Consider the following 18,082-nt stretch of genomic DNA (forward strand, 5'->3'; position numbering starts at 1 on the left):
AGAGAGCCTGCTCAGCAGGGCCTCACCGTCACCACACATCGTCCTGACGAGGCAGTAACAAGCCGTATGACAAACGTTAGCTACAGCGAAACCACCACGCTCACCGCATCCTCTCCGCCACGGCGTAAGCCAGCCGCATTGCTGACCCTCGTCGCCCTGACGCTATCCCTGCTAGGGTTTATTCCACTGGGATTTGTGATTGGCGTAAGTATTGATACCGGTTGGGAAACGGCGCGCGCCCTGCTTTTTCGCCCGCGCGTCGGCGAACTGCTGACCAACACGGTACTGCTGATCGCCCTGACGCTGCCCATTTGCACCGTTTTAGGCGTGCTGCTAGCCTGGCTAACGGAACGTACCACCCTGCCCGCCCGGCGTCTGTGGTCACTGCTGCTCACCGCACCGCTGGCGATCCCCGCATTTGTGCAAAGCTATGCCTGGATCAGCACCGCTCCCGGTCTGCACGGTCTACCGGCTGGCGTGTTTTTATCCGTCGTCGCCTATTTACCGTTTCTTTATTTACCCTGCGCCGCGACGCTGCGACGGCTCAATCCCGCGCTGGAAGATGTCGCCGCCACGCTGGGCATCCCCCCTGTGACCGTCTTTTTTCGCGTGGTACTGCCGCAGCTAAAACTGGCCATCGGCGGCGGACTGCTGCTGATTGCGCTGCACCTGCTGGCGGAGTATGGCCTGTTCGCCATGATCCGCTTCGATACCTTTACCACCGCGATTTTCGATCAGTTTCAGTCAACGTTTAATGGCCCGGCGGCCAATATGCTGGCTGGCGTACTGGCACTGCTGTGCCTGTTTCTGCTGTGTGCCGATGCGCGCGTACGCGGCGTCACCCGTTATGCACATGTCGGTTCCGGCGCACCGCAGGCTGTCACGCCAATACGCCTGTCGCCGCTTTATCTTTCACTGGCGTTGCTGCTACTGACAGCGCTGGTCGTGCTAACGCTCGGCGTGCCTTTTATTACGCTGTTTCGCTGGCTGTGGTTTGGCGGCTGGGAAGTCTGGCTGCGCCGCGAACTGCTCGATGCCTTTCGCCAGACCATGACGCTGGCGCTGAGCGGTGCCCTACTGACGACGCTGGCGGCGATCCCGATGGCCTGGCTGACGATCCGCCACCCCAGTCGCCTGTATCGGTTTCTGGAAGGATGCAATTACATCACCAGTTCTCTGCCGGGTATCGTCGTCGCGCTAGCGCTGGTGACCACCACGATTCACCTCATCAGGCCACTCTACCAGACTGAATTCACCGTGCTGCTGGCTTATCTGTTGATGTTTATGCCACGGGCGCTGGTTAATCTACGCGCGGGCATCGCCCAGGCGCCAGTAGAGCTGGAGCAGGTTGCGGCCAGTCTGGGGCGTTCACCGTTGCAGACGCTGATGGCCGTGACCATTCGGCTGGCCGCGCCTGGCGTCGCCACCGGGGCAACGCTCGTCTTTCTGGCGATCGTCAACGAACTGACCGCTACGCTGCTGCTGGCCCCCAACGGCACCCGTACACTGGCAACCGGATTTTGGGCGCTCACCAGTGAGATCGATTATCCCGCGGCGGCACCTTACGCGCTTATTCTGGTGTTACTGTCACTACCGTGGACCTGGTTTCTCTACACGCAATCACAAAAAATGGCGGGGCTATAATCATGTTGGAACTTCATCGCGTCAGTAAAGGCTTTAACGGACGCACCGTGCTGTCTGACATTCATTTGACGTTAGAAAACAGCCGCCGCACGGCGATTGTCGGCCCGTCAGGCTCGGGAAAAACCACGCTGTTGCGCCTGATTGCCGGGTTTGAAAAACCGGATACCGGCGTCATCACGCTGAATGGACAAACGCTCTGCGATAACGGGCTTTCCGTCCCCGCCCATCAGCGTGGAATCGGCTATGTCCCGCAGGATGGCGCGTTGTTCCCGCATCTTTCCATCGCGGACAACATCGCTTTTGGGCTAAAAGGCGCGAAGGCGGAAAAGCAAAAGCGCGTGGATGAGTTGATGGCGCTGGTTTCCCTTCCCGCGCATTTACAGAAACACTCGCCGCATGAGATTTCCGGCGGACAGCAACAGCGTGTCGCTCTGGCTCGCGCACTGGCACAGCGCCCTGCGTTGATGCTGCTGGACGAACCCTTTTCCGCGTTGGACACCGGCCTGCGTGCCACCACCCGTAAAGCGGTGATGGACGTATTACAACAGGCTAACGTGGCATCGATTCTGGTGACCCACGATCAGGGGGAAGCGCTGTCTTTTGCCGATCGGGTCGTCGTCATGCGTGACGGCCAACTGTCGCAATCCGGCTCGCCGTGGATGCTTTACCATCAGCCTGCCAGCGAAGACATCGCGACCTTCCTTGGCGAAACGCTAATTCTCGATGCGCAGGTGACTGGCGGTCAGGCCGACTGCCTGCTTGGGCGCATCGCAGTGGATCGTCCAACCGCAAGCGGTAAAGCCCGAATCATGCTCCGTCCGGAACAGATCGCGATTCATGATGCAGGGGTCGATAGCGCTGAGATCGATAATATTGTGGGGAATCGCGCAGCGACGATTCGTGCAACCATCCGTAAAGTTGATTTTTCCGGCTTCGTCTCTACGCTGACGCTGCACGTCCACCATGCCACAGCCGACATCATTGAACTGAAAACCGTCAGCCACGCCGCTTTTTCCGTTGGCCAACAGGTCAGCCTGAGCGTCACAGGGACTGCACACGTCTTCAGTCAGTAACATCAACGCTAGCGTCACGCTCAGGCGGTTTAGCGCGCCGTCTGAGCGTGACGACTCACCAGCCAGACGCCCAGCATGATCATCAATACGCCGAGGTTTTTACGCAGGCTCATCGGTTCATTCAGCCACGGCAGGAAAACCGCCGCCAGATAGACCACCGCATAGCTCAGGCTAATCAGCGGATAGGCACGACTGAGCGACAGATAGCGCAGCACCATGAACCAGCACACCATCGACAGGCCGTAGCAAACTATCCCGCCGATCACCGTAATCACAGGCCAGCCGCCCATTAAGGTACTCAGCGGAGGCCAATGCGTCAGGGAAATACTCGGCAGCGCCAGCATCCCACTTTTCATTAACACCTGCGCGGCGCTGGCTAACACGATACTACCAAGCGCCCAGGCATAGCCTTTCTTCGCCATCATCCCCCCTGCATCAGGTAGATACCGGTGACAATCAGCGCAATGCCCCACCAGTGGTGACGATCCACGCGTTCGCCAAACCAGTAATGCGCCAGCAGCGTAACCAGAACAAAATTGACGCTCAGCAACGGGTACGCCACGCCGAGCGGAATATGCTGCAACACCACCAGCCACAGCAATAGCCCGATACCCAGCAGCAACGCCGCCAGCATCAGCCACCCGAGCGTTACGCGCTGGCGTCGCGCCGTCGGCAAACGCCGCCAGCACTCCGCCGCCTGTTTCTGGCACAGTTGTCCCAGGCTGGTCAGCAGGCAGACGATAGCCACCAGTAGATAACTCATGGCGCTATCTGCTTATAAAATAGCAACACATAGCGGTGCGATTTTTTCAACTGATCGGGCGCGGGCAGGCTACGATATTCTTCATCGGTATCCCTATCAACCTTCAGCACCAACGCAACATTTCCGCTACGCCGTTTCTCAGCAAGCCAGGCCGGGAAAGCCCCCTCGTCCACAAAACGGTCAGTGGAGTCGGCGTAGTTCAGCCCGTAATTCAATTCGCCCCGCGCCTTGAATAAGGTGATATCGCTACGTTTGAGCTCCCACGCCAGCCCGGCTGCCAGCCCAACTTCATCGCTAAGGACATAGCGGCTCTCCTCCAGCAGTGGCTGGTGGCTACGAATGAAGGTTTGAGGATTCTTTGAATCGACCACACTCGCCGGAATGCTTCCGCCGACAAGCAGCGCCAGAAACAGCGGACAGCCCGCGACCAGATACCCCCACGATCGCTGCCTTTTCAGGCTGACAACGGCAAAGGCTACCCAACCGATAAAACAGACAACGCCCGATACGATAGTCAGCCCTTCTCCCGGTTGATAGAGATGCGGCATGATGATGCCGAGGCCAAGCGCCGCAACAGCGAGCGCCAGCAGGCCACCGAACGCAATATTGAGCCAGCTATTGATGCGCAATAGACGCTCGCGTACCGCAGGAGCCAGCCCGGAAATCCATGCCGCCATCAGCAATGCCAGCGGGGCAAAGCACGGCAAAATATAAGTCAGTAGCTTGCCTTTAGCGATGCTGAAAAACAGCAGCGGCATCACCATCCAGCACAGCAGGAGGAACCGTTCCGGGTTCGCTTTTCGTTCCGTCCAACCGCTACGCAACGCGCCCGGCAGCAGCGCCAACCAGGGGAAAGCGCCGACAATCAGAACCGGCAGGTAATACCAGAACGGTGCTTTATGCTGCGCATCGTCTTCTGCAAAACGCTGGATATGCTCAATCCAAAAGAAGTAATGCCAGTAATCGGCTTCTCGCGCATGCACCGCCAGCGCCCACGGCGCACTCAGCAATACCGCAACGACAATCGCCAGCGGCCCGAACAGCAGCAATTCCTTAATCCGCTTTTGCGCCAGCGCTACCGGCAGCACGCTGATGACCGGCAAGGCCAGCGCCAGAAAGCCTTTGGTCATAAATCCCATGCCACAGGCCAGCCCCATCAGCCCCCAGGCCATAAGCCGTTCGCGCGTCAGCGTGGCACGCTGAATCAGCACGTGGCTGAACAGCGCCGCCGTCATCCAGAGCGTCACCATCGGATCGAGCACGCTGTACGTGCCGATACCATACACGAACAGCGATGTCAGATAGATCGTCGCCGCCAGTAGAGCTGTACGCCGGTTTTTCCACAACAGCATCGCCAGCCAAAACACCAGCAGCGCGCTCAGCGCAGTAGAAAATACCGAACCAAAACGCACGGCAAAATTGGTATGACCCAATAACCCCTGGCTGATGTTATTCAGCCAGTAGCCTGCAACGGGTTTCTCAAAGTAGCGAACGTCCAGCAAATGCGGCACGATCCAATCGCCACGCTGAAGCATCTCGCGGCTGATTTCCGCATAGCGCGTTTCATCCGGTGACCACAGCCAGCGGCCATTAAGCGGCAACAGGTAGAGCAAAGCAAATAACACCAGTATTACGGTACTTTTTAGCTTTATCATGCCTTTTTCCATGCTATCTCCTGCTTTATTTATTCTTCCGTTTGCACGCCAAGCCACCCTTCCCGTCCGGGAAACGGCGCACGGTCAATCCGCCCGACGGGCAGTGTGGCGCGGTCATCAGGCAGCAATGAGGAAAGCGGACAAAATTCGATGTGCTGTTGACGGGCACGAAGCAGCAATTGGCGGAACAGCGCCAGCTTCGCGCCCCCTTCTACCTCCGCATGGATGGTGTAGACCGGCACGCCGCGATCCTGCTGGATCGCCTCAAGTATAAAGTCGTTGAATTCACCGTCACTCACGCGCTCACCGATAACTTCATCGTAAGTCGGCAGCGTTACCGGGATCTGCACGGTACCCAACTCACCATTTTTCAGGCGAGGTCGAAAAGGTCGGGTGCCGCGACAGTCGCTGTTATAGTCCAGATTCCAACGCTGCTTCATCTCAACAACGCGCGAGTCGGCTCGCCAGCCCGCAACCGCAGAACAGCGCACCGGTGATGGCAGCATCGGTGTCAGCGCATCTATTCCTTCACGGAACTGCGTGGCTAATTGCGCATCCGACCAGCGGGCGACATTCGCCTGCCAGCCGTGATGATCCCAGGCGTGTAACCCCACTTCATGCCCGGCATCGTGCGTCTGGCGGATTAACGAACCAAACCGTGCGCCGATATGGCGCCCCGGCCATGCCGTGCCAGCCAGCAAGATATCCCAGCCGTAGAGCGAGGCAGCGTTGGAGCGCAGCATCTTCCATAAAAAGCGCGGACGCAGCAGGCGCCACAGGTGACGCCCCATGTTATCCGGCCCGACGCTAAAAAAGAAACTCGCCTGGATATCGAACTCCGCCAACACATTCAGCAGCGCGGGCACACCGTCCCGCGTACCGCGCCAGGTATCGACATCAATGCGCAGGCCGACGCGCGTCATCCCTGCGCATCCGTGGCGTCATCAGCGTGCTGGAGATCAACGGTACGCAGGAAATAGTCCAGCGTTTCCGCGACGGTTTGCTCCATCTTCACCGTCGGTTCCCATTCCAGCAGTCGTTTGGCGTTGCGAATGCTCGGCGTGCGATGCGCCACATCCTGATAACCTTTGCCGTAATAACTGCTGCTTTCCACTTCAATAAACCCGGCGAACGGCGGGAAGCGGTCACGCAGCGGATGGTCATTAAAGCTGGTCAGCAGCATTTCGCCCAGTTCGCGGATACTGGCTTCATTGTGCGGGTTACCGATGTTGATAATCTGCCCGTCACACTGGCCGTTGCGGTTTTCAATAATACGGAACAATGCTTCGATGCCGTCGTGAATGTCGGTAAAACAACGCTTCTGCGCCCCGCCATCTACCAGTTTGATCGGCGATCCTTCCACCAGATTGAGGATCAATTGAGTAATGGCGCGAGAGCTGCCGATGCGCGCGGCATCCAGCGTATCCAGACGCGGCCCCATCCAGTTAAACGGACGGAACAGCGTGAAACGTAAACCACTTTTCGCACCGTACGCCCAGATCACTCGATCCAGCAACTGCTTGGACACAGAGTAAATCCAGCGCTGCTTGTTGATCGGCCCGACAATCAGGCGTGAGTTATCTTCATCAAACTCTTTGTCATCACACATGCCGTACACTTCTGAGGTGGACGGGAAAACAATGCGTTTATTGTAACGCACGCAGTCGCGCACAATTTTCAGGTTCTCTTCAAAATCCAGCTCAAACACGCGCAGCGGGTTACGGGTGTATTCGATAGGTGTCGCAATCGCTACCAGCGGCAGAATGACATCGCATTTCTTGATGTGATATTCGATCCATTCGTTATGAATGCTGATATCGCCTTCCACAAAATGAAAACGCGGATCGCCAAGAAAACGAGCGATGGCATCCGAACTGATATCCAGCCCGTAGATTTCATAGCGATCGTCGCGCAGCAGGCGTTCCGTCAGGTGATTACCGATAAAACCGTTCACACCGAGGATCAGGACGCGCGTGCGGCGTCGTTGCACACGGCTGGCGAGGTTACCCAGTTTCGCCTGGGGCACCATGCCCATTTCCGCCGCCAGTCGGCTACCCGACATATACAGCCCGGTCTCACTCTGTCCGCTGACGATCTCAAGCGCGTCTTCACCGCAGGCCACCACCAGCGGCGATGTCGAGATAATCGAGCCCGGTTTATGCTTCACGCCATTGGCGCTCACATCGTTGCTTTTAACCACGCGGGCACGCCAGACGATCACTTTACGCTCACCGAGGAACGTAAACGCCCCCGGATACGGTTCCGTCACCGCACGAATCAGGTTATTGATCTCGCGGGCGCTTTTTTGCCAATCGATCAGCCCGTCTGCCGCCGTACGGCGTCCGAAGTAGCTGGCCTGACTTTCATCCTGCGACGTCAGCATAATCTCACGTGAGCGGATCAGCGGTAGCTGCTGCGCCAGTAAAGCCGCAGCGGCGGTACGGCATTTTCCATGCAGCGTCAGCGCGGTATCTTCATCGTCAATCGCCACCACAGACTGGGCAACGATATCGCCGGCATCGGCGCGGGACACCATCTTGTGCAGCGTCACGCCCGTCTGCGTTTCGCCGTTCACCAGTACCCAATTCACCGGCGCCCGTCCACGGTAGCGCGGCAGCAGCGACCCGTGCAGATTGAAAGCGCCAAACGACGGCAACTGTAGAATGTCGTCACTTAATAGCGTGCGGTAATAAAAGGAAAAAATAACATCCGGTGCCAGTTCGCGAATGCGGTTCACCCAAAGCGGGTGGTTAACGTCTTCCGGCGCAAACACCGGCACATCCATATCGGCTGCCGCTTTCGCCACCGACGCATAGAAGTGATTTTCGCCCGGCGCATCGCTGTGCGTGAACACCGCCTGAATTTCATAGCCCGCGAGCTTTAACGCCTCAAGGCCGACGCAGCCGATATCATGGTAGGCAAATACGATCGCTTTCATTCTTCTTCATCCCGTAAACTGGTGGTCAGTGGCGTTGCCGCACTCACTGTTTTTTGCACAAAATAGCGTGGCCGGGCGCGCACATCGGTATAGATGCGACCGATGTATTCCCCCAATAGCCCCATCCCGACGAACTGCGCGCCGATAAACATGAACAGCACGGCAAACAGCGTGAACACCCCCTCTGCCGCCCATTCCGCCCCTAAGAACAAACGCAGGCCGATCAACAACAGCGCCAACAGGAAACCCGACAGCGCGACGACGCTGCCGATCAGGCTGAGTATGCGCAGTGGCGTCGTCGTCAGGCAGGTCAGCAGGTCGTACATCAGGTTAATCAGCTTCAGAAAGCTGTATTTGGACGTGCCGAATTCGCGCTCGGCATGTCTCACGTCGATCTCGATGGTTTTCCGCGCGAACGTGTTGGCCAGAATAGGAATAAAGGTGCTGCGTTCATGACAGTGCAGCATCGCGCTGACAATGTGACGACGATAGGCACGTAGCATGCAGCCGTAATCCACCATGGATTTCCCGGTCGAACGCCGGATCATCAGGTTGATGGTTTTCGAGGCCAGCTTGCGAAACAGCGAATCCTGCCGGTTTGCCCGCACGGTGCCAACCACGTCATACCCTTGCGCGGCATACTCCACCAACCGTGGAATTTCCTCCGGTGGGTTTTGCAAATCGGCATCCAGCGTAATGACCACATCTCCCACCGCCTGCTGAAACCCAGCCATAATGGCCGAGTGCTGACCATAGTTACGGTTCAGCAGCACGGCGATAATGTGCTTTTCCGGGTCGTTCGCCGCCTCAGTCAGCAGGTCCGCTGAGCGATCGCTGCTGCCATCATCAACCAGAATAATTTCCCAGGGTTTACCAGTCTGCCGACAGGCCGCCAACGTGCGTTCAATCAGCGCTGGCAGGCTCTCTTCTTCGTTATAAACGGGAATCACAACAGATACATTTTTGATGTCATCAATCACGAACAGACTCCAGAATTGAGGTTAGCGCCGCGACAACGCGATCGACATCGCTGTCCTGCATATCGGGAAACAGCGGCAGCGTCATCAGCGACGCCGAATTCCATTCCGTTTCCGGCAGGTGCAAATGGGGATAGCGCTCACGGTAATATTTCTGCGTATGCACCGCTCTGAAATGCAGCCCGGTGCCAATGCCGCGCGCTTGCAGTGCCGCCATCAGGCTATCGCGCGATATGCCGCACCGCGTTTCATCCACGCGCACCATAAACAGATGCCAGGCGTGCAGATGGGGATAGTCAGGAACCGCCAGCGGCTGGAGCGGCAGCGAGCGCAACTGTGTGAGATAACGTGCGGCAAGCTGCTGACGACGGGCGTTGATTGCCGGGAGTTTATCCAGTTGAACCAGCGCAATCGCCGCGTTGATATCCGCCAGATTGTATTTAAACCCCGGCATCACCACTTCAGCCTGCGGCTTGCGACCTTGTCGCTGCCTGTCGAACGCATCAACGCCTAGCCCGTGAAACTTCAGGCTGCGTATACGCTCTGCGAGCGCCTCGTCGTCCGTCACCACCATGCCGCCTTCCGCACAGGTGATATTTTTAATCGCGTGAAACGAGAAAATGGCGGTGCCGCGTGCACCGATCCACTCATCGCGATATTGCGTCCCGACGGCATGCGCCGCATCCTCTATCAGCGGAATACCGTAGCGCTCGCTGATATCCCGCAGCGCCGTCAGATCGGCCGGAGCGCCAGCATAGTGCACGGGAATAATGGCTTTGGTTTTCGGTGTGATGGCTGCCTCGATATCCTGCGGTCGCACCATCAACGTATGCCGATCCACGTCAACCATCACCGGTTCCGCTCCCAGGAGCGTGATGATATTGACGGTTGAAACCCAGGTCTGGGACGGCGTAATCACCTCGTCGCCGGGGCCAATGCCAAGCGCCATCAGCGTCACGTGCATCCCGCCCGTCGCAGAACTCACCGCAATCGCCTGTCGGCACCCGACCCGCTGGCAAAATGCCTGTTCTAATTGCTGGCATTTCGGGCCCGTGGTTATCCAGCCGGAACGTAATACTTCCGCCACGGCAGCAATTTCCTCTTCGCCCATATTCGGGCGGGAAAAAGGCAAAAAATCCGTCATAACGTATTCCCAAAATAAATAATGGCGACAAATCATCATTGAGCAGTCTAAATAACGAAGTCTTAAGCCAACCTTAATTTATTACGACAATCATAAAACCATAGATAAACGGCACAACGTGACAAGCGGCAAAAAACATAATTAATTACAATGCAAAAATGAACTTTCCACTAATAGCGAAATGTCGATTTATTGATTTACGACAAGAAATCAATCTTCACCAAATAAGTCTCTGGTATAAACTTTCCCTATCACATCTTTTAATTCGTCGGCATAACGGTTGGTAATAATAATGTCACACTGTTGTTTGAAACTATCGAGTTGGTGAATGACAGGGAAATCCAAGAAATCATCGCCATCAATCCCCGGTTCATAAACCACGACATTGATTCCTTTCGCTTTTATCCTTTTCATAATGCCCTGAATGGAGGAAAAGCGAAAATTATCCGACCCGGCTTTCATGATAAGACGATGAACGCCGACAGTTTTCGGATGACGGCGGATAATCGTGTCGGCGATGAAGTCTTTCCGCGTATGGTTTGCGTCCACGATCGCCTTGATAAGGTTATTCGGAACCGTACGATAGTTAGCCAAAAGCTGTCGGGTATCCTTCGGCAAACAGTAGCCGCCATAGCCGAAAGAAGGATTGTTGTAGTAGTTGCCGATACGCGGATCGAGGCACACACCTTCAATAATTTGCCGGGTATTCAGCCCCAGCGATTCGGCATAGCTGTCCAGTTCGTTAAAGTAGGCGACGCGCATTGCCAGGAAAGTATTCGCAAACAGTTTTATCGCTTCGGCCTCTGTCGGGTCGGTAAACAGCACGCGAATATCTTTTTTTAATGCGCATTCCATCAATAGGTTAGCGAAGAATCTGGCCCTTTCCGAGCGTTCACCCACCACAATCCGCGACGGGTAAAGGTTGTCGTGCAGCGCCTTTCCTTCACGCAGAAACTCGGGTGAAAAAATGATGTTATCCGTATCCAACTGCTGGCTGATTTTCTCGGTGAACCCCACAGGCACCGTCGATTTAATCACCATAATGGCCTGCGGATTCATCGCCAGCACATCGCGAATGACTGCCTCTACCGACGACGTATTGAAATAGTTCGTCTGCGGATCGTAATCTGTTGGCGTCGCGATAATCACGAACTGCGCATCGACATACGCTTCATGTTTATCCAGCGTAGCGGAAAAATTCAGCGTTTCGTGTTGTAAAAAACGCTCAATCTCGGCGTCATTAATCGGCGATTTTCGTTGATTCAGCATCGCCACTTTTTCAGCTACAATATCTAATGCCACAACCTGATGCTGTTGTGCCAATAATAATCCATTCGATAAACCGACATATCCCGTTCCGCTAATCGCTATTTTCATGAAGGGCTCTTTATTTCACCACTGGCTGAAAACCATATTGCACCGCAGTATCTTTCTTATTTTTCACTCTGAATAGAGAGGTTACATTTCAATTTATTTCTTGTCCCTTTCTCACGATGGTCACACCACATACACGTCACTCTCATTATCCGAAACGTAAAAAACACAATAGCCTTATCATTAGCAATTACAGTTAAACGCCAATTAAACATAGCGTGTTTAATGATAAATAAAAATCTCCTTACACCTTGTGACGTTCTCTAATCGTTAGCATAAAAACGAATTTTCATGACGTTATGTGACACAACATCATTTATCGTAGATGATTTTAGTAAATAAGCATGATGATACCGCTTTATTTTAGCGTTTTTATCAACGGTAGATGGAGACGAAATCCAGAGGGGTTACCTTATTATCAAAGCGACTTATTGTTCGATAAAATCCGGCAAAAAATCATAAGCAATTCTCATCAATCACAGCGCAAATGGCAGAAACGTCTACACTTATCATCAGTCATATTTCTGGCTAGGGATGGGACGCACAATGAAGGACAGCACGCACGACAACGCTGACCACTATCAAATGCCGCTGCAAAAATTGATGATCATTTTTATGCTCTTCATTATCACGACTATAGTGACGTTGAACGGGTGGGAGATCGTCAATTCTCGTCAACAGCTTATCAATTCCACAGAGCGAGATGTCAAAAATCTGTCTCTGTCGCTGGCACGCCATGCTGAAGATACCTTTTCGCAAATAGATGTTCTGTTACAGGATTTACAATCACGTATCGATAAAGAGGGGTTAGCGCCAGAGCAACTCATCAAACTCGGTGAAATATTAAAAGTCAGAAAGGCCACAATGCCTCAGTTACACGGCATTTTTATCTACAATGAGAAAGGAGAATGGGTCACCAACTCTGGAATTACCAACCCATCAAAGAGTAATTATACAGACAGAGAATATTTCAAATATCATCAAAATAATGTAGGGCAAAGCCCGCACATCGGCAGTGTCATCAGAAGCCGTTCTACAGGGGATCTGGTCATTCCTGTTTCTATGCGTATCAACAATCCAGACGGCAGTTTTAAAGGGGTGTTGCTCGCCTCACTCTCTCTCGATTATTTCAAACAGTATTACGGTTACTACGCGATGGAAGACACAGACACGATCGCGCTCCTGCTCTCTGACGGAAAAATACTGTACAACCGCCCTTATGACGATTCTTACATCGACCGTAATCTGTTCAGTGGCTCGCACGTGTCTGAATATCTCAAAAAGTCCGAAAGTGGCGCCACAACATTCGTCCCCACACTGGATAACATTGAACGGATTTATGGCTACACAAAATTAAAACGCTACTCCATTGTTATGGCGGTAGGTTACGACCTCAATCTTTCACTCAGTCAATGGAGGACTGACAGCATCATCTACGGTGTGATTACGCTAAGTTTATTGTTCACCATGACACTGCTGAGTCTAATCATCCTAAAACAAATCCGCATCAATTTAAGAAACCAACTCAACTTGACCCTTGTTCGTGATGAATTGACCTCCGTCAACCGCACCCTTCACACACTGGCTCTGTTTGACAGCCTGACAGGATTAGCTAACCGTCGTCAGTTTGATATTTTCTTGCAGCAAAATTTGCTACGTGTTTCAAACACAGAGCAATACATGGCACTGATCATGATCGACGTTGATGCCTTCAAAAAATATAATGACCATTACGGGCACGTAGCGGGCGATGAATGCTTACGCAAGATTGGTCAGATACTGGAAAGCATGCCAAAACGTAAAGAAGACTTGGTTGCCCGCTACGGCGGCGAAGAATTCGCCATTATTATCACCGAGACGGACAGACAAGGCGCCATCATGCTGGCTCAACGGGCATTGGATGCCGTGCGTGAGGCGCGAATCCCGCATGAAATCACATTGTTCCCGGAAAAAATTGTCACCATTAGTGCAGGTGTCTATATCTTTAACGTGACAAACCCACCACAAGAGGTATCGAAAGTTATTGAGATCGCTGACGAAGCGCTGTATCGCGCCAAAAAAGGCGGTAAAAATCGTATCGAGGTCTGTGAATAGCGAAAGCAATCTCAATAATATTGATGCAATACCTGACAGCACGCACAGCTTCTGACAGAATAGCGGCCATCTCCCCCCTATTTCACATTGATGGGTCTCATCTCAGATGGCAGCAAAGATTATTGATGGTAAAACGATTGCGCAGCAGGTCAAAGACGAAGTTGCCGCACGAGTCACGCAGCGTTTAGCAGCAGGAAAACGCGCACCGGGTCTGGCTGTTGTGCTGGTCGGCGAAAATCCGGCATCACAGATTTATGTCGCCAGCAAGCGTAAGGTGTGTGAAGAAGTCGGCTTTATCTCTCGCTCTTATGATTTACCCATCACCACTACGGAACCTGAGCTGCTGGCGCTTATCGACCAGCTCAACGCCGACCAGACGATTGACGGCATTCTGGTTCAGCTTCCTTTACCGGAAGGCATTGATAACACCAAAGTGATCGAACGCATCGCGCCAAGTAAAGATGTTGATGGCTTCCATCCTTACAATGTGGGTCGGCTGTGCCAGCGTGCTCCGCTGCTACGCGCCTGTACGCCACGTGGCATCATCACGCTGCTCGAGCGCTATAATATCGATACCTTCGGGCTGAATGCCGTGGTCGTCGGCGCGTCTAATATTGTGGGCCGTCCGATGAGTTTGGAGCTGCTGCTGGCAGGCTGCACCACGACCGTCACGCACCGTTTCACCAAAAACCTGCGTCACCATGTTGAAAATGCCGATCTGCTGGTTGTCGCTGTGGGTAAACCGGGCTTCATCCCTGGCGAATGGATTAAACCAGGCGCGATTGTGCTGGACGTGGGTATCAACCGTCTGGAAAGCGGCAAAGTGGTCGGCGATGTGGAATTTGAAACCGCGCAGGAAAAAGCATCCTATATCAGCCCCGTACCGGGCGGCGTCGGCCCAATGACCGTTGCCACACTGATTCAAAATACGCTACAGGCGTGCGAAGAGTATCACGACCACGCCGAGTAACGCCGTGGGTAGAACACCGATAAGCAGGAATTTATGACAACGTTTCATCTTGAAAAGCATCCGCACGTTGAACTGTGCGACCTCTTGAAATTGCTGGGCTGGAGTGAAAGCGGCGCAGCGGCCAAACTGTCTATCGCCGCTGGCGACGTGACCGTTGACGGCCAGACGGAAACGCGTAAGCGTTGCAAAATCGTCACAGGTCAAACCGTTCAGTTCGCTGGCCAAACGGTAAAAATCGCCGACTAACACTGAAGACATCGATCATTTAAAACATCGATCATTTAAGATATCGACGATGGTGAAAAAAAAGCCCGCAATGTAGACGTTGCGGGCTTTTTATTAGCAGAAAGATCGGCGTTACTTACGGCGCCAGATCGTTCCTTGCGGGCCGTCTTCCAGCACGATCCCCATTTCATTCAGTCGATCGCGTGCCTGATCTGCCAGCGCCCAGTCTTTCGACGCGCGCGCATCTTTACGCTGCTGGATTAACGCTTCGATTTCTTTCACTTCGTCATTATCCACCTGCGCGCCGTTTTGCAGGAACTGCTCTGGATCCTGTTCCAGCAGGCCAAGCACGCCAGACAGTTTACGCAGTGCCGATGCCAACTGATTCGCCGCCTGCGCATCTTCCGCTTTCAGGCGGTTAACTTCACGCGCCATATCAAACAGCACCGAGTAGGCTTCCGGCGTGTTGAAATCGTCATCCATCGCTTCGCGGAAACGGGCTTCAAACTCGTCACCGCCATGCGCCGCAACCTCCGGATCCGTTCCGCGCAGCGCCGTATACAAACGCTCTAACGCCGCACGCGCCTGTTTCAGGTTGTCTTCGCTGTAGTTCAACTGGCTACGATAGTGGCCTGACATCAGGAAGTAACGTACGGTTTCTGGATCGTAGTACGCCAGCACATCACGAACGGTGAAAAAATTGTTGAGCGACTTTGACATCTTCTCGCGATCAACCATCACCATGCCGGAGTGCATCCAGTAATTCACATACGAACCGTCGTGTGCACAGCTGGACTGCGCGATCTCGTTTTCGTGGTGCGGGAACATCAAATCTGAACCGCCACCGTGAATATCAAAATGCGTGCCCAGCTGTTTGCAGTTCATGGCAGAACATTCGATATGCCAGCCAGGGCGCCCTTCTCCCCACGGAGAAGACCAGTGCGGTTCACCCGGCTTGGACATTTTCCACAGCACGAAGTCCATCGGATTGCGCTTCACTTCGGTAATTTCAACGCGTGCGCCAGCCTGCAATTGTTCCAGATCCTGACGAGACAACACACCGTAGCCCGGCGCGGTATCAACGGAGAACATCACATCGCCATTACTCGCAACATAAGCGTGGCGACGGGCAATCAGCGTTTCTACCATCTCGATGATATCGGCAATGTGGTGCGTCGCACGCGGCTCGGCATCCGGGCGCAGAATATTCAACGCATCAAAATCGGCGTGCATCTCTGCAATCATGCGGGTCGTCAGTTGGTCGCTGGTTTCCCCATTTTCGGCCGCACGTTTGATAATTTTGTCGTCAATATCGGTGACATTACGCACATATTTCAGTGAATATCCCAGATACCGTAAATACCGCGCCACCACATCAAACGCCACGAAAGTACGCCCGTGACCGATATGACACAGGTCATAAACGGTGATGCCACACACATACATTCCCACCTGACCGGCGTGGATGGGTTTAAATTCCTCTTTTTGGCGACTCAGCGTATTAAAAATCTTTAGCATCAGGGCGTTCCAGTGTTTTTATAAAAAATGGTTTTCACAAAAAAATGGTTTTCAAAGAAATGGTTTGCACAACCGCACAACGTTCAAAAGGCATCGTGTTAAAAAACATAGCACTCAAAAACGTAGCATACACACGATAGGTCAATCACAGCCGCCGTTAGCGTCAGTAACATCAATGCATTCAGGGTTGATACCCAACGGCGTATTGAAACCTGAACCCTACTGTATTGCAAGGTGAATAAGAAGAGGGAATCGGCGAGAAAGGATAAAAATGAAATGACCCGGATTTTCCGGGTCATTTCACACCATTAGTTGCTACTGACAAAAAAGAATCCGCCGACAGCAAACCATTAACGCCAGCGCGGATTCGACATCACAGAGTATTTACCGCTACCGAGCAGAGCAATGGCGATGCCCGCAAAGAAGAACACAGCCGCCCCTTCAACCGCCCACGCACCGGTTTTTTCCAGAGACAAGAAATCGCCGGAATGAACGAGCAACGCAGCAACGACCATTGTGAAAGAAAAAATCAGCGCCGCAGGACGAGTCAGAATACCGAGAATCATCATGATAGGGATAATGATTTCCCCGATATAAACCCCGTAACCGACAAAAGCAGGGATACCAGCATTGGTCAGCATACCTTCAATGAAACCAATGCCGCCATGTAGTTTATGCCAGCCATGAAACAGCATCAACACGCTGAAAGATACGCGCAAAAACAGTTTGCCAAAGTCCGGTTTGTCTAATAAACGGTTAACACCATCCAGAATACCCAGCATAGTTCACCTATCTCTTTAGAGTTATGTAGGAAGAATAAGAATTACTCTCAGATTAATCTGAGCCACAAAAAAAGAACACGTTGATTACGCAAAACATTGATCTGGGGCAATAAAAATTTCATTCAAATTAATTAACTATAATTACGAAAATTGATCAATTTATTTGTTTTTAAAAGTCTCTCTTACCTGATTAACGCCTTAATTGCGCACTGTTCTGCCGTGCACTCGTGATCTAACGCCTACCAAAATCAGAGTAGTGAACCTTTTTATACGATTTTCTCATCCAGCTAACCGCCAACCGCTGCGCGGTAAAACGTGAACTGCTGACTCAATCGACCAGTTATGCTATAACAGCGCTCTTGTTGTTCACCGCCTTTTGTGAACAACACTCTTATCACTAAGGCTATCTAGGGTTCATTATTATGATTACGCTTCATACCAATCACGGCGATATCGTTATTAATACGTTTGCAGACAAGGCGCCGGTTACCGTAGAAAACTTCCTGAACTACTGCCGCAGCGGTTTTTATGACAACACGATCTTCCACCGTGTGATTAATGGTTTCATGATCCAGGGCGGCGGCTTCGCTCCCGGTATGGATCAAAAAGAAACCAACGCGACAATCAAAAATGAAGCCAATAACGGCCTGAAAAACGCGCGTGGCACGCTGGCAATGGCTCGTACCAACGATCCACACTCTGCCACTGCCCAGTTCTTTATCAACGTTGTTGACAACGACTTCCTGAACTTCCGTTCAGAGCGTGCTGATGGCTGGGGCTACTGCGTTTTCGCTGAAGTCACTGAAGGCATGGACGTCGTTGATAAAATCAAAGGCGTAGCCACCGGCCGCAGCGGCATGCACCAGGACGTACCGAAAGAAGACGTGGTGATTACCCACGTAACGGTCAGCGAATAATTCGACTT

The 18,082-nt window shown here is 53.0% G+C and carries 16 protein-coding genes; 6 read left to right on the forward strand and 10 right to left on the reverse strand.

The window, feature by feature from the left end; all coding sequences use genetic code 11:
* The first annotated feature begins 66 nt into the window (after nucleotides 1–66).
* Together LCF41_RS15330 and LCF41_RS15335 are read left to right on the forward strand one after the other, a co-directional pair.
* Entirely contained in the window at nucleotides 67–1,644 is a 1,578-nt protein-coding gene (locus LCF41_RS15330) for an ABC transporter permease (protein ID WP_225088196.1), read from the forward strand.
* Nucleotides 1,645–1,646: 2 nt separating this feature from the next.
* Complete coding sequence (locus LCF41_RS15335) at nucleotides 1,647–2,717, forward strand: ABC transporter ATP-binding protein (protein ID WP_225085334.1); 1,071 nt, start codon at nucleotides 1,647–1,649, stop codon at nucleotides 2,715–2,717.
* 29 nt (nucleotides 2,718–2,746) lie between these two features.
* Here LCF41_RS15335 and arnF read toward each other — a convergent pair whose 3' ends face one another.
* The 8 genes from arnF to LCF41_RS15375 all read right to left on the reverse strand — a co-directional run bounded on the left by arnF (nucleotide 2,747) and on the right by LCF41_RS15375 (nucleotide 11,571).
* Complete coding sequence (arnF, locus tag LCF41_RS15340) at nucleotides 2,747–3,139, reverse strand: 4-amino-4-deoxy-L-arabinose-phosphoundecaprenol flippase subunit ArnF (protein ID WP_225088197.1); 393 nt, start codon at nucleotides 3,137–3,139, stop codon at nucleotides 2,747–2,749.
* Entirely contained in the window at nucleotides 3,139–3,480 is a 342-nt protein-coding gene (gene arnE, locus LCF41_RS15345) for a 4-amino-4-deoxy-L-arabinose-phosphoundecaprenol flippase subunit ArnE (RefSeq protein ID WP_225085335.1), read from the reverse strand. The genes arnF and arnE overlap by 1 nt, the downstream gene beginning before the upstream one ends.
* A complete protein-coding gene (gene arnT / locus LCF41_RS15350) occupies nucleotides 3,477–5,147 on the reverse strand; it encodes a lipid IV(A) 4-amino-4-deoxy-L-arabinosyltransferase (RefSeq protein WP_225085336.1) in 1,671 nt (556 codons plus the stop codon). The genes arnE and arnT overlap by 4 nt, the downstream gene beginning before the upstream one ends.
* Nucleotides 5,148–5,164: 17 nt before the next feature.
* A complete protein-coding gene (arnD, locus tag LCF41_RS15355; protein ID WP_225085337.1) occupies nucleotides 5,165–6,058 on the reverse strand; it encodes a 4-deoxy-4-formamido-L-arabinose-phosphoundecaprenol deformylase in 894 nt (297 codons plus the stop codon).
* The gene (gene arnA, locus LCF41_RS15360) at nucleotides 6,055–8,073 is read right to left on the reverse strand and encodes a bifunctional UDP-4-amino-4-deoxy-L-arabinose formyltransferase/UDP-glucuronic acid oxidase ArnA (protein WP_225085338.1); all 2,019 of its coding nucleotides are present in this window, start codon (nucleotides 8,071–8,073) and stop codon (nucleotides 6,055–6,057) included. Before arnA ends, arnD begins: the two co-directional genes overlap by 4 nt.
* On the reverse strand, nucleotides 8,070–9,053 hold the full coding sequence (gene arnC, locus LCF41_RS15365) for an undecaprenyl-phosphate 4-deoxy-4-formamido-L-arabinose transferase (RefSeq protein WP_225085339.1): 984 nt from the start codon (nucleotides 9,051–9,053) through the stop codon (nucleotides 8,070–8,072). Before arnC ends, arnA begins: the two co-directional genes overlap by 4 nt.
* Entirely contained in the window at nucleotides 9,046–10,194 is a 1,149-nt protein-coding gene (gene arnB / locus LCF41_RS15370) for a UDP-4-amino-4-deoxy-L-arabinose aminotransferase (protein ID WP_225085340.1), read from the reverse strand. Before arnB ends, arnC begins: the two co-directional genes overlap by 8 nt.
* Before the next feature lie 210 nt (nucleotides 10,195–10,404).
* Nucleotides 10,405–11,571 carry a nucleotide sugar dehydrogenase gene (locus tag LCF41_RS15375; protein WP_225085341.1) on the reverse strand — a complete coding sequence of 389 codons (1,167 nt, stop codon included), beginning with the start codon at nucleotides 11,569–11,571 and terminating at the stop codon, nucleotides 10,405–10,407.
* A gap of 543 nt (nucleotides 11,572–12,114) precedes the next feature.
* On the opposite strand from LCF41_RS15375, the gene LCF41_RS15380 reads away from it, so the two are divergent.
* The 3 genes from LCF41_RS15380 to ybcJ all read left to right on the forward strand — a co-directional run bounded on the left by LCF41_RS15380 (nucleotide 12,115) and on the right by ybcJ (nucleotide 14,878).
* Nucleotides 12,115–13,662 (forward strand): sensor domain-containing diguanylate cyclase, encoded by a 1,548-nt coding sequence (locus LCF41_RS15380; RefSeq protein ID WP_225085342.1) that lies wholly within the window; start codon nucleotides 12,115–12,117, stop codon nucleotides 13,660–13,662.
* Between the two features lie 106 nt (nucleotides 13,663–13,768).
* Nucleotides 13,769–14,632, forward strand: a complete 864-nt coding sequence (gene folD, locus LCF41_RS15385; protein ID WP_225085343.1) for a bifunctional methylenetetrahydrofolate dehydrogenase/methenyltetrahydrofolate cyclohydrolase FolD — start codon at nucleotides 13,769–13,771, stop codon at nucleotides 14,630–14,632.
* Nucleotides 14,633–14,665: 33 nt separating this feature from the next.
* Nucleotides 14,666–14,878 carry a ribosome-associated protein YbcJ gene (gene ybcJ, locus LCF41_RS15390; protein WP_225085344.1) on the forward strand — a complete coding sequence of 71 codons (213 nt, stop codon included), beginning with the start codon at nucleotides 14,666–14,668 and terminating at the stop codon, nucleotides 14,876–14,878.
* A gap of 111 nt (nucleotides 14,879–14,989) precedes the next feature.
* On the opposite strand, the gene cysS is transcribed toward ybcJ, so the two are convergent.
* Nucleotides 14,990–16,375, reverse strand: a complete 1,386-nt coding sequence (gene cysS / locus LCF41_RS15395; protein WP_225085345.1) for a cysteine--tRNA ligase — start codon at nucleotides 16,373–16,375, stop codon at nucleotides 14,990–14,992.
* 350 nt (nucleotides 16,376–16,725) lie between these two features.
* Nucleotides 16,726–17,157 (reverse strand): DoxX family protein, encoded by a 432-nt coding sequence (locus LCF41_RS15400; RefSeq protein WP_225085346.1) that lies wholly within the window; start codon nucleotides 17,155–17,157, stop codon nucleotides 16,726–16,728.
* A 422-nt stretch (nucleotides 17,158–17,579) separates the two neighbouring features.
* On the opposite strand from LCF41_RS15400, the gene ppiB reads away from it, so the two are divergent.
* Nucleotides 17,580–18,074, forward strand: coding sequence for a peptidylprolyl isomerase B (gene ppiB / locus LCF41_RS15405; RefSeq protein WP_180741836.1), 495 nt, complete (start codon nucleotides 17,580–17,582; stop codon nucleotides 18,072–18,074).
* Nucleotides 18,075–18,082 lie beyond the last annotated feature (8 nt).

The organism is Pectobacterium colocasium (genome assembly GCF_020181655.1).
Taxonomy (GTDB): domain Bacteria; phylum Pseudomonadota; class Gammaproteobacteria; order Enterobacterales; family Enterobacteriaceae; genus Pectobacterium; species Pectobacterium colocasium.

Bases quoted from the DNA above. Each gene is read 5' to 3' on its own strand.
- arnB (WP_225085340.1), bottom strand. From the start codon at position 10,194: ATGACGGATTTTTTGCCTTTTTCCCGCCCGAATATGGGCGAAGAGGAA.
- arnD (WP_225085337.1), bottom strand. From the start codon at position 6,058: ATGACGCGCGTCGGCCTGCGCATTGATGTCGATACCTGGCGCGGTACG.
- LCF41_RS15335 (WP_225085334.1), top strand. From the start codon at position 1,647: ATGTTGGAACTTCATCGCGTCAGTAAAGGCTTTAACGGACGCACCGTG.
- LCF41_RS15400 (WP_225085346.1), bottom strand. From the start codon at position 17,157: ATGCTGGGTATTCTGGATGGTGTTAACCGTTTATTAGACAAACCGGAC.
- ybcJ (WP_225085344.1), top strand. From the start codon at position 14,666: ATGACAACGTTTCATCTTGAAAAGCATCCGCACGTTGAACTGTGCGAC.
- arnF (WP_225088197.1), bottom strand. From the start codon at position 3,139: ATGGCGAAGAAAGGCTATGCCTGGGCGCTTGGTAGTATCGTGTTAGCC.
- ppiB (WP_180741836.1), top strand. From the start codon at position 17,580: ATGATTACGCTTCATACCAATCACGGCGATATCGTTATTAATACGTTT.
- arnT (WP_225085336.1), bottom strand. From the start codon at position 5,147: ATGGAAAAAGGCATGATAAAGCTAAAAAGTACCGTAATACTGGTGTTA.
- cysS (WP_225085345.1), bottom strand. From the start codon at position 16,375: ATGCTAAAGATTTTTAATACGCTGAGTCGCCAAAAAGAGGAATTTAAA.
- arnA (WP_225085338.1), bottom strand. From the start codon at position 8,073: ATGAAAGCGATCGTATTTGCCTACCATGATATCGGCTGCGTCGGCCTT.
- LCF41_RS15375 (WP_225085341.1), bottom strand. From the start codon at position 11,571: ATGAAAATAGCGATTAGCGGAACGGGATATGTCGGTTTATCGAATGGA.
- LCF41_RS15330 (WP_225088196.1), top strand. From the start codon at position 67: ATGACAAACGTTAGCTACAGCGAAACCACCACGCTCACCGCATCCTCT.
- LCF41_RS15380 (WP_225085342.1), top strand. From the start codon at position 12,115: ATGAAGGACAGCACGCACGACAACGCTGACCACTATCAAATGCCGCTG.
- folD (WP_225085343.1), top strand. From the start codon at position 13,769: ATGGCAGCAAAGATTATTGATGGTAAAACGATTGCGCAGCAGGTCAAA.
- arnE (WP_225085335.1), bottom strand. From the start codon at position 3,480: ATGAGTTATCTACTGGTGGCTATCGTCTGCCTGCTGACCAGCCTGGGA.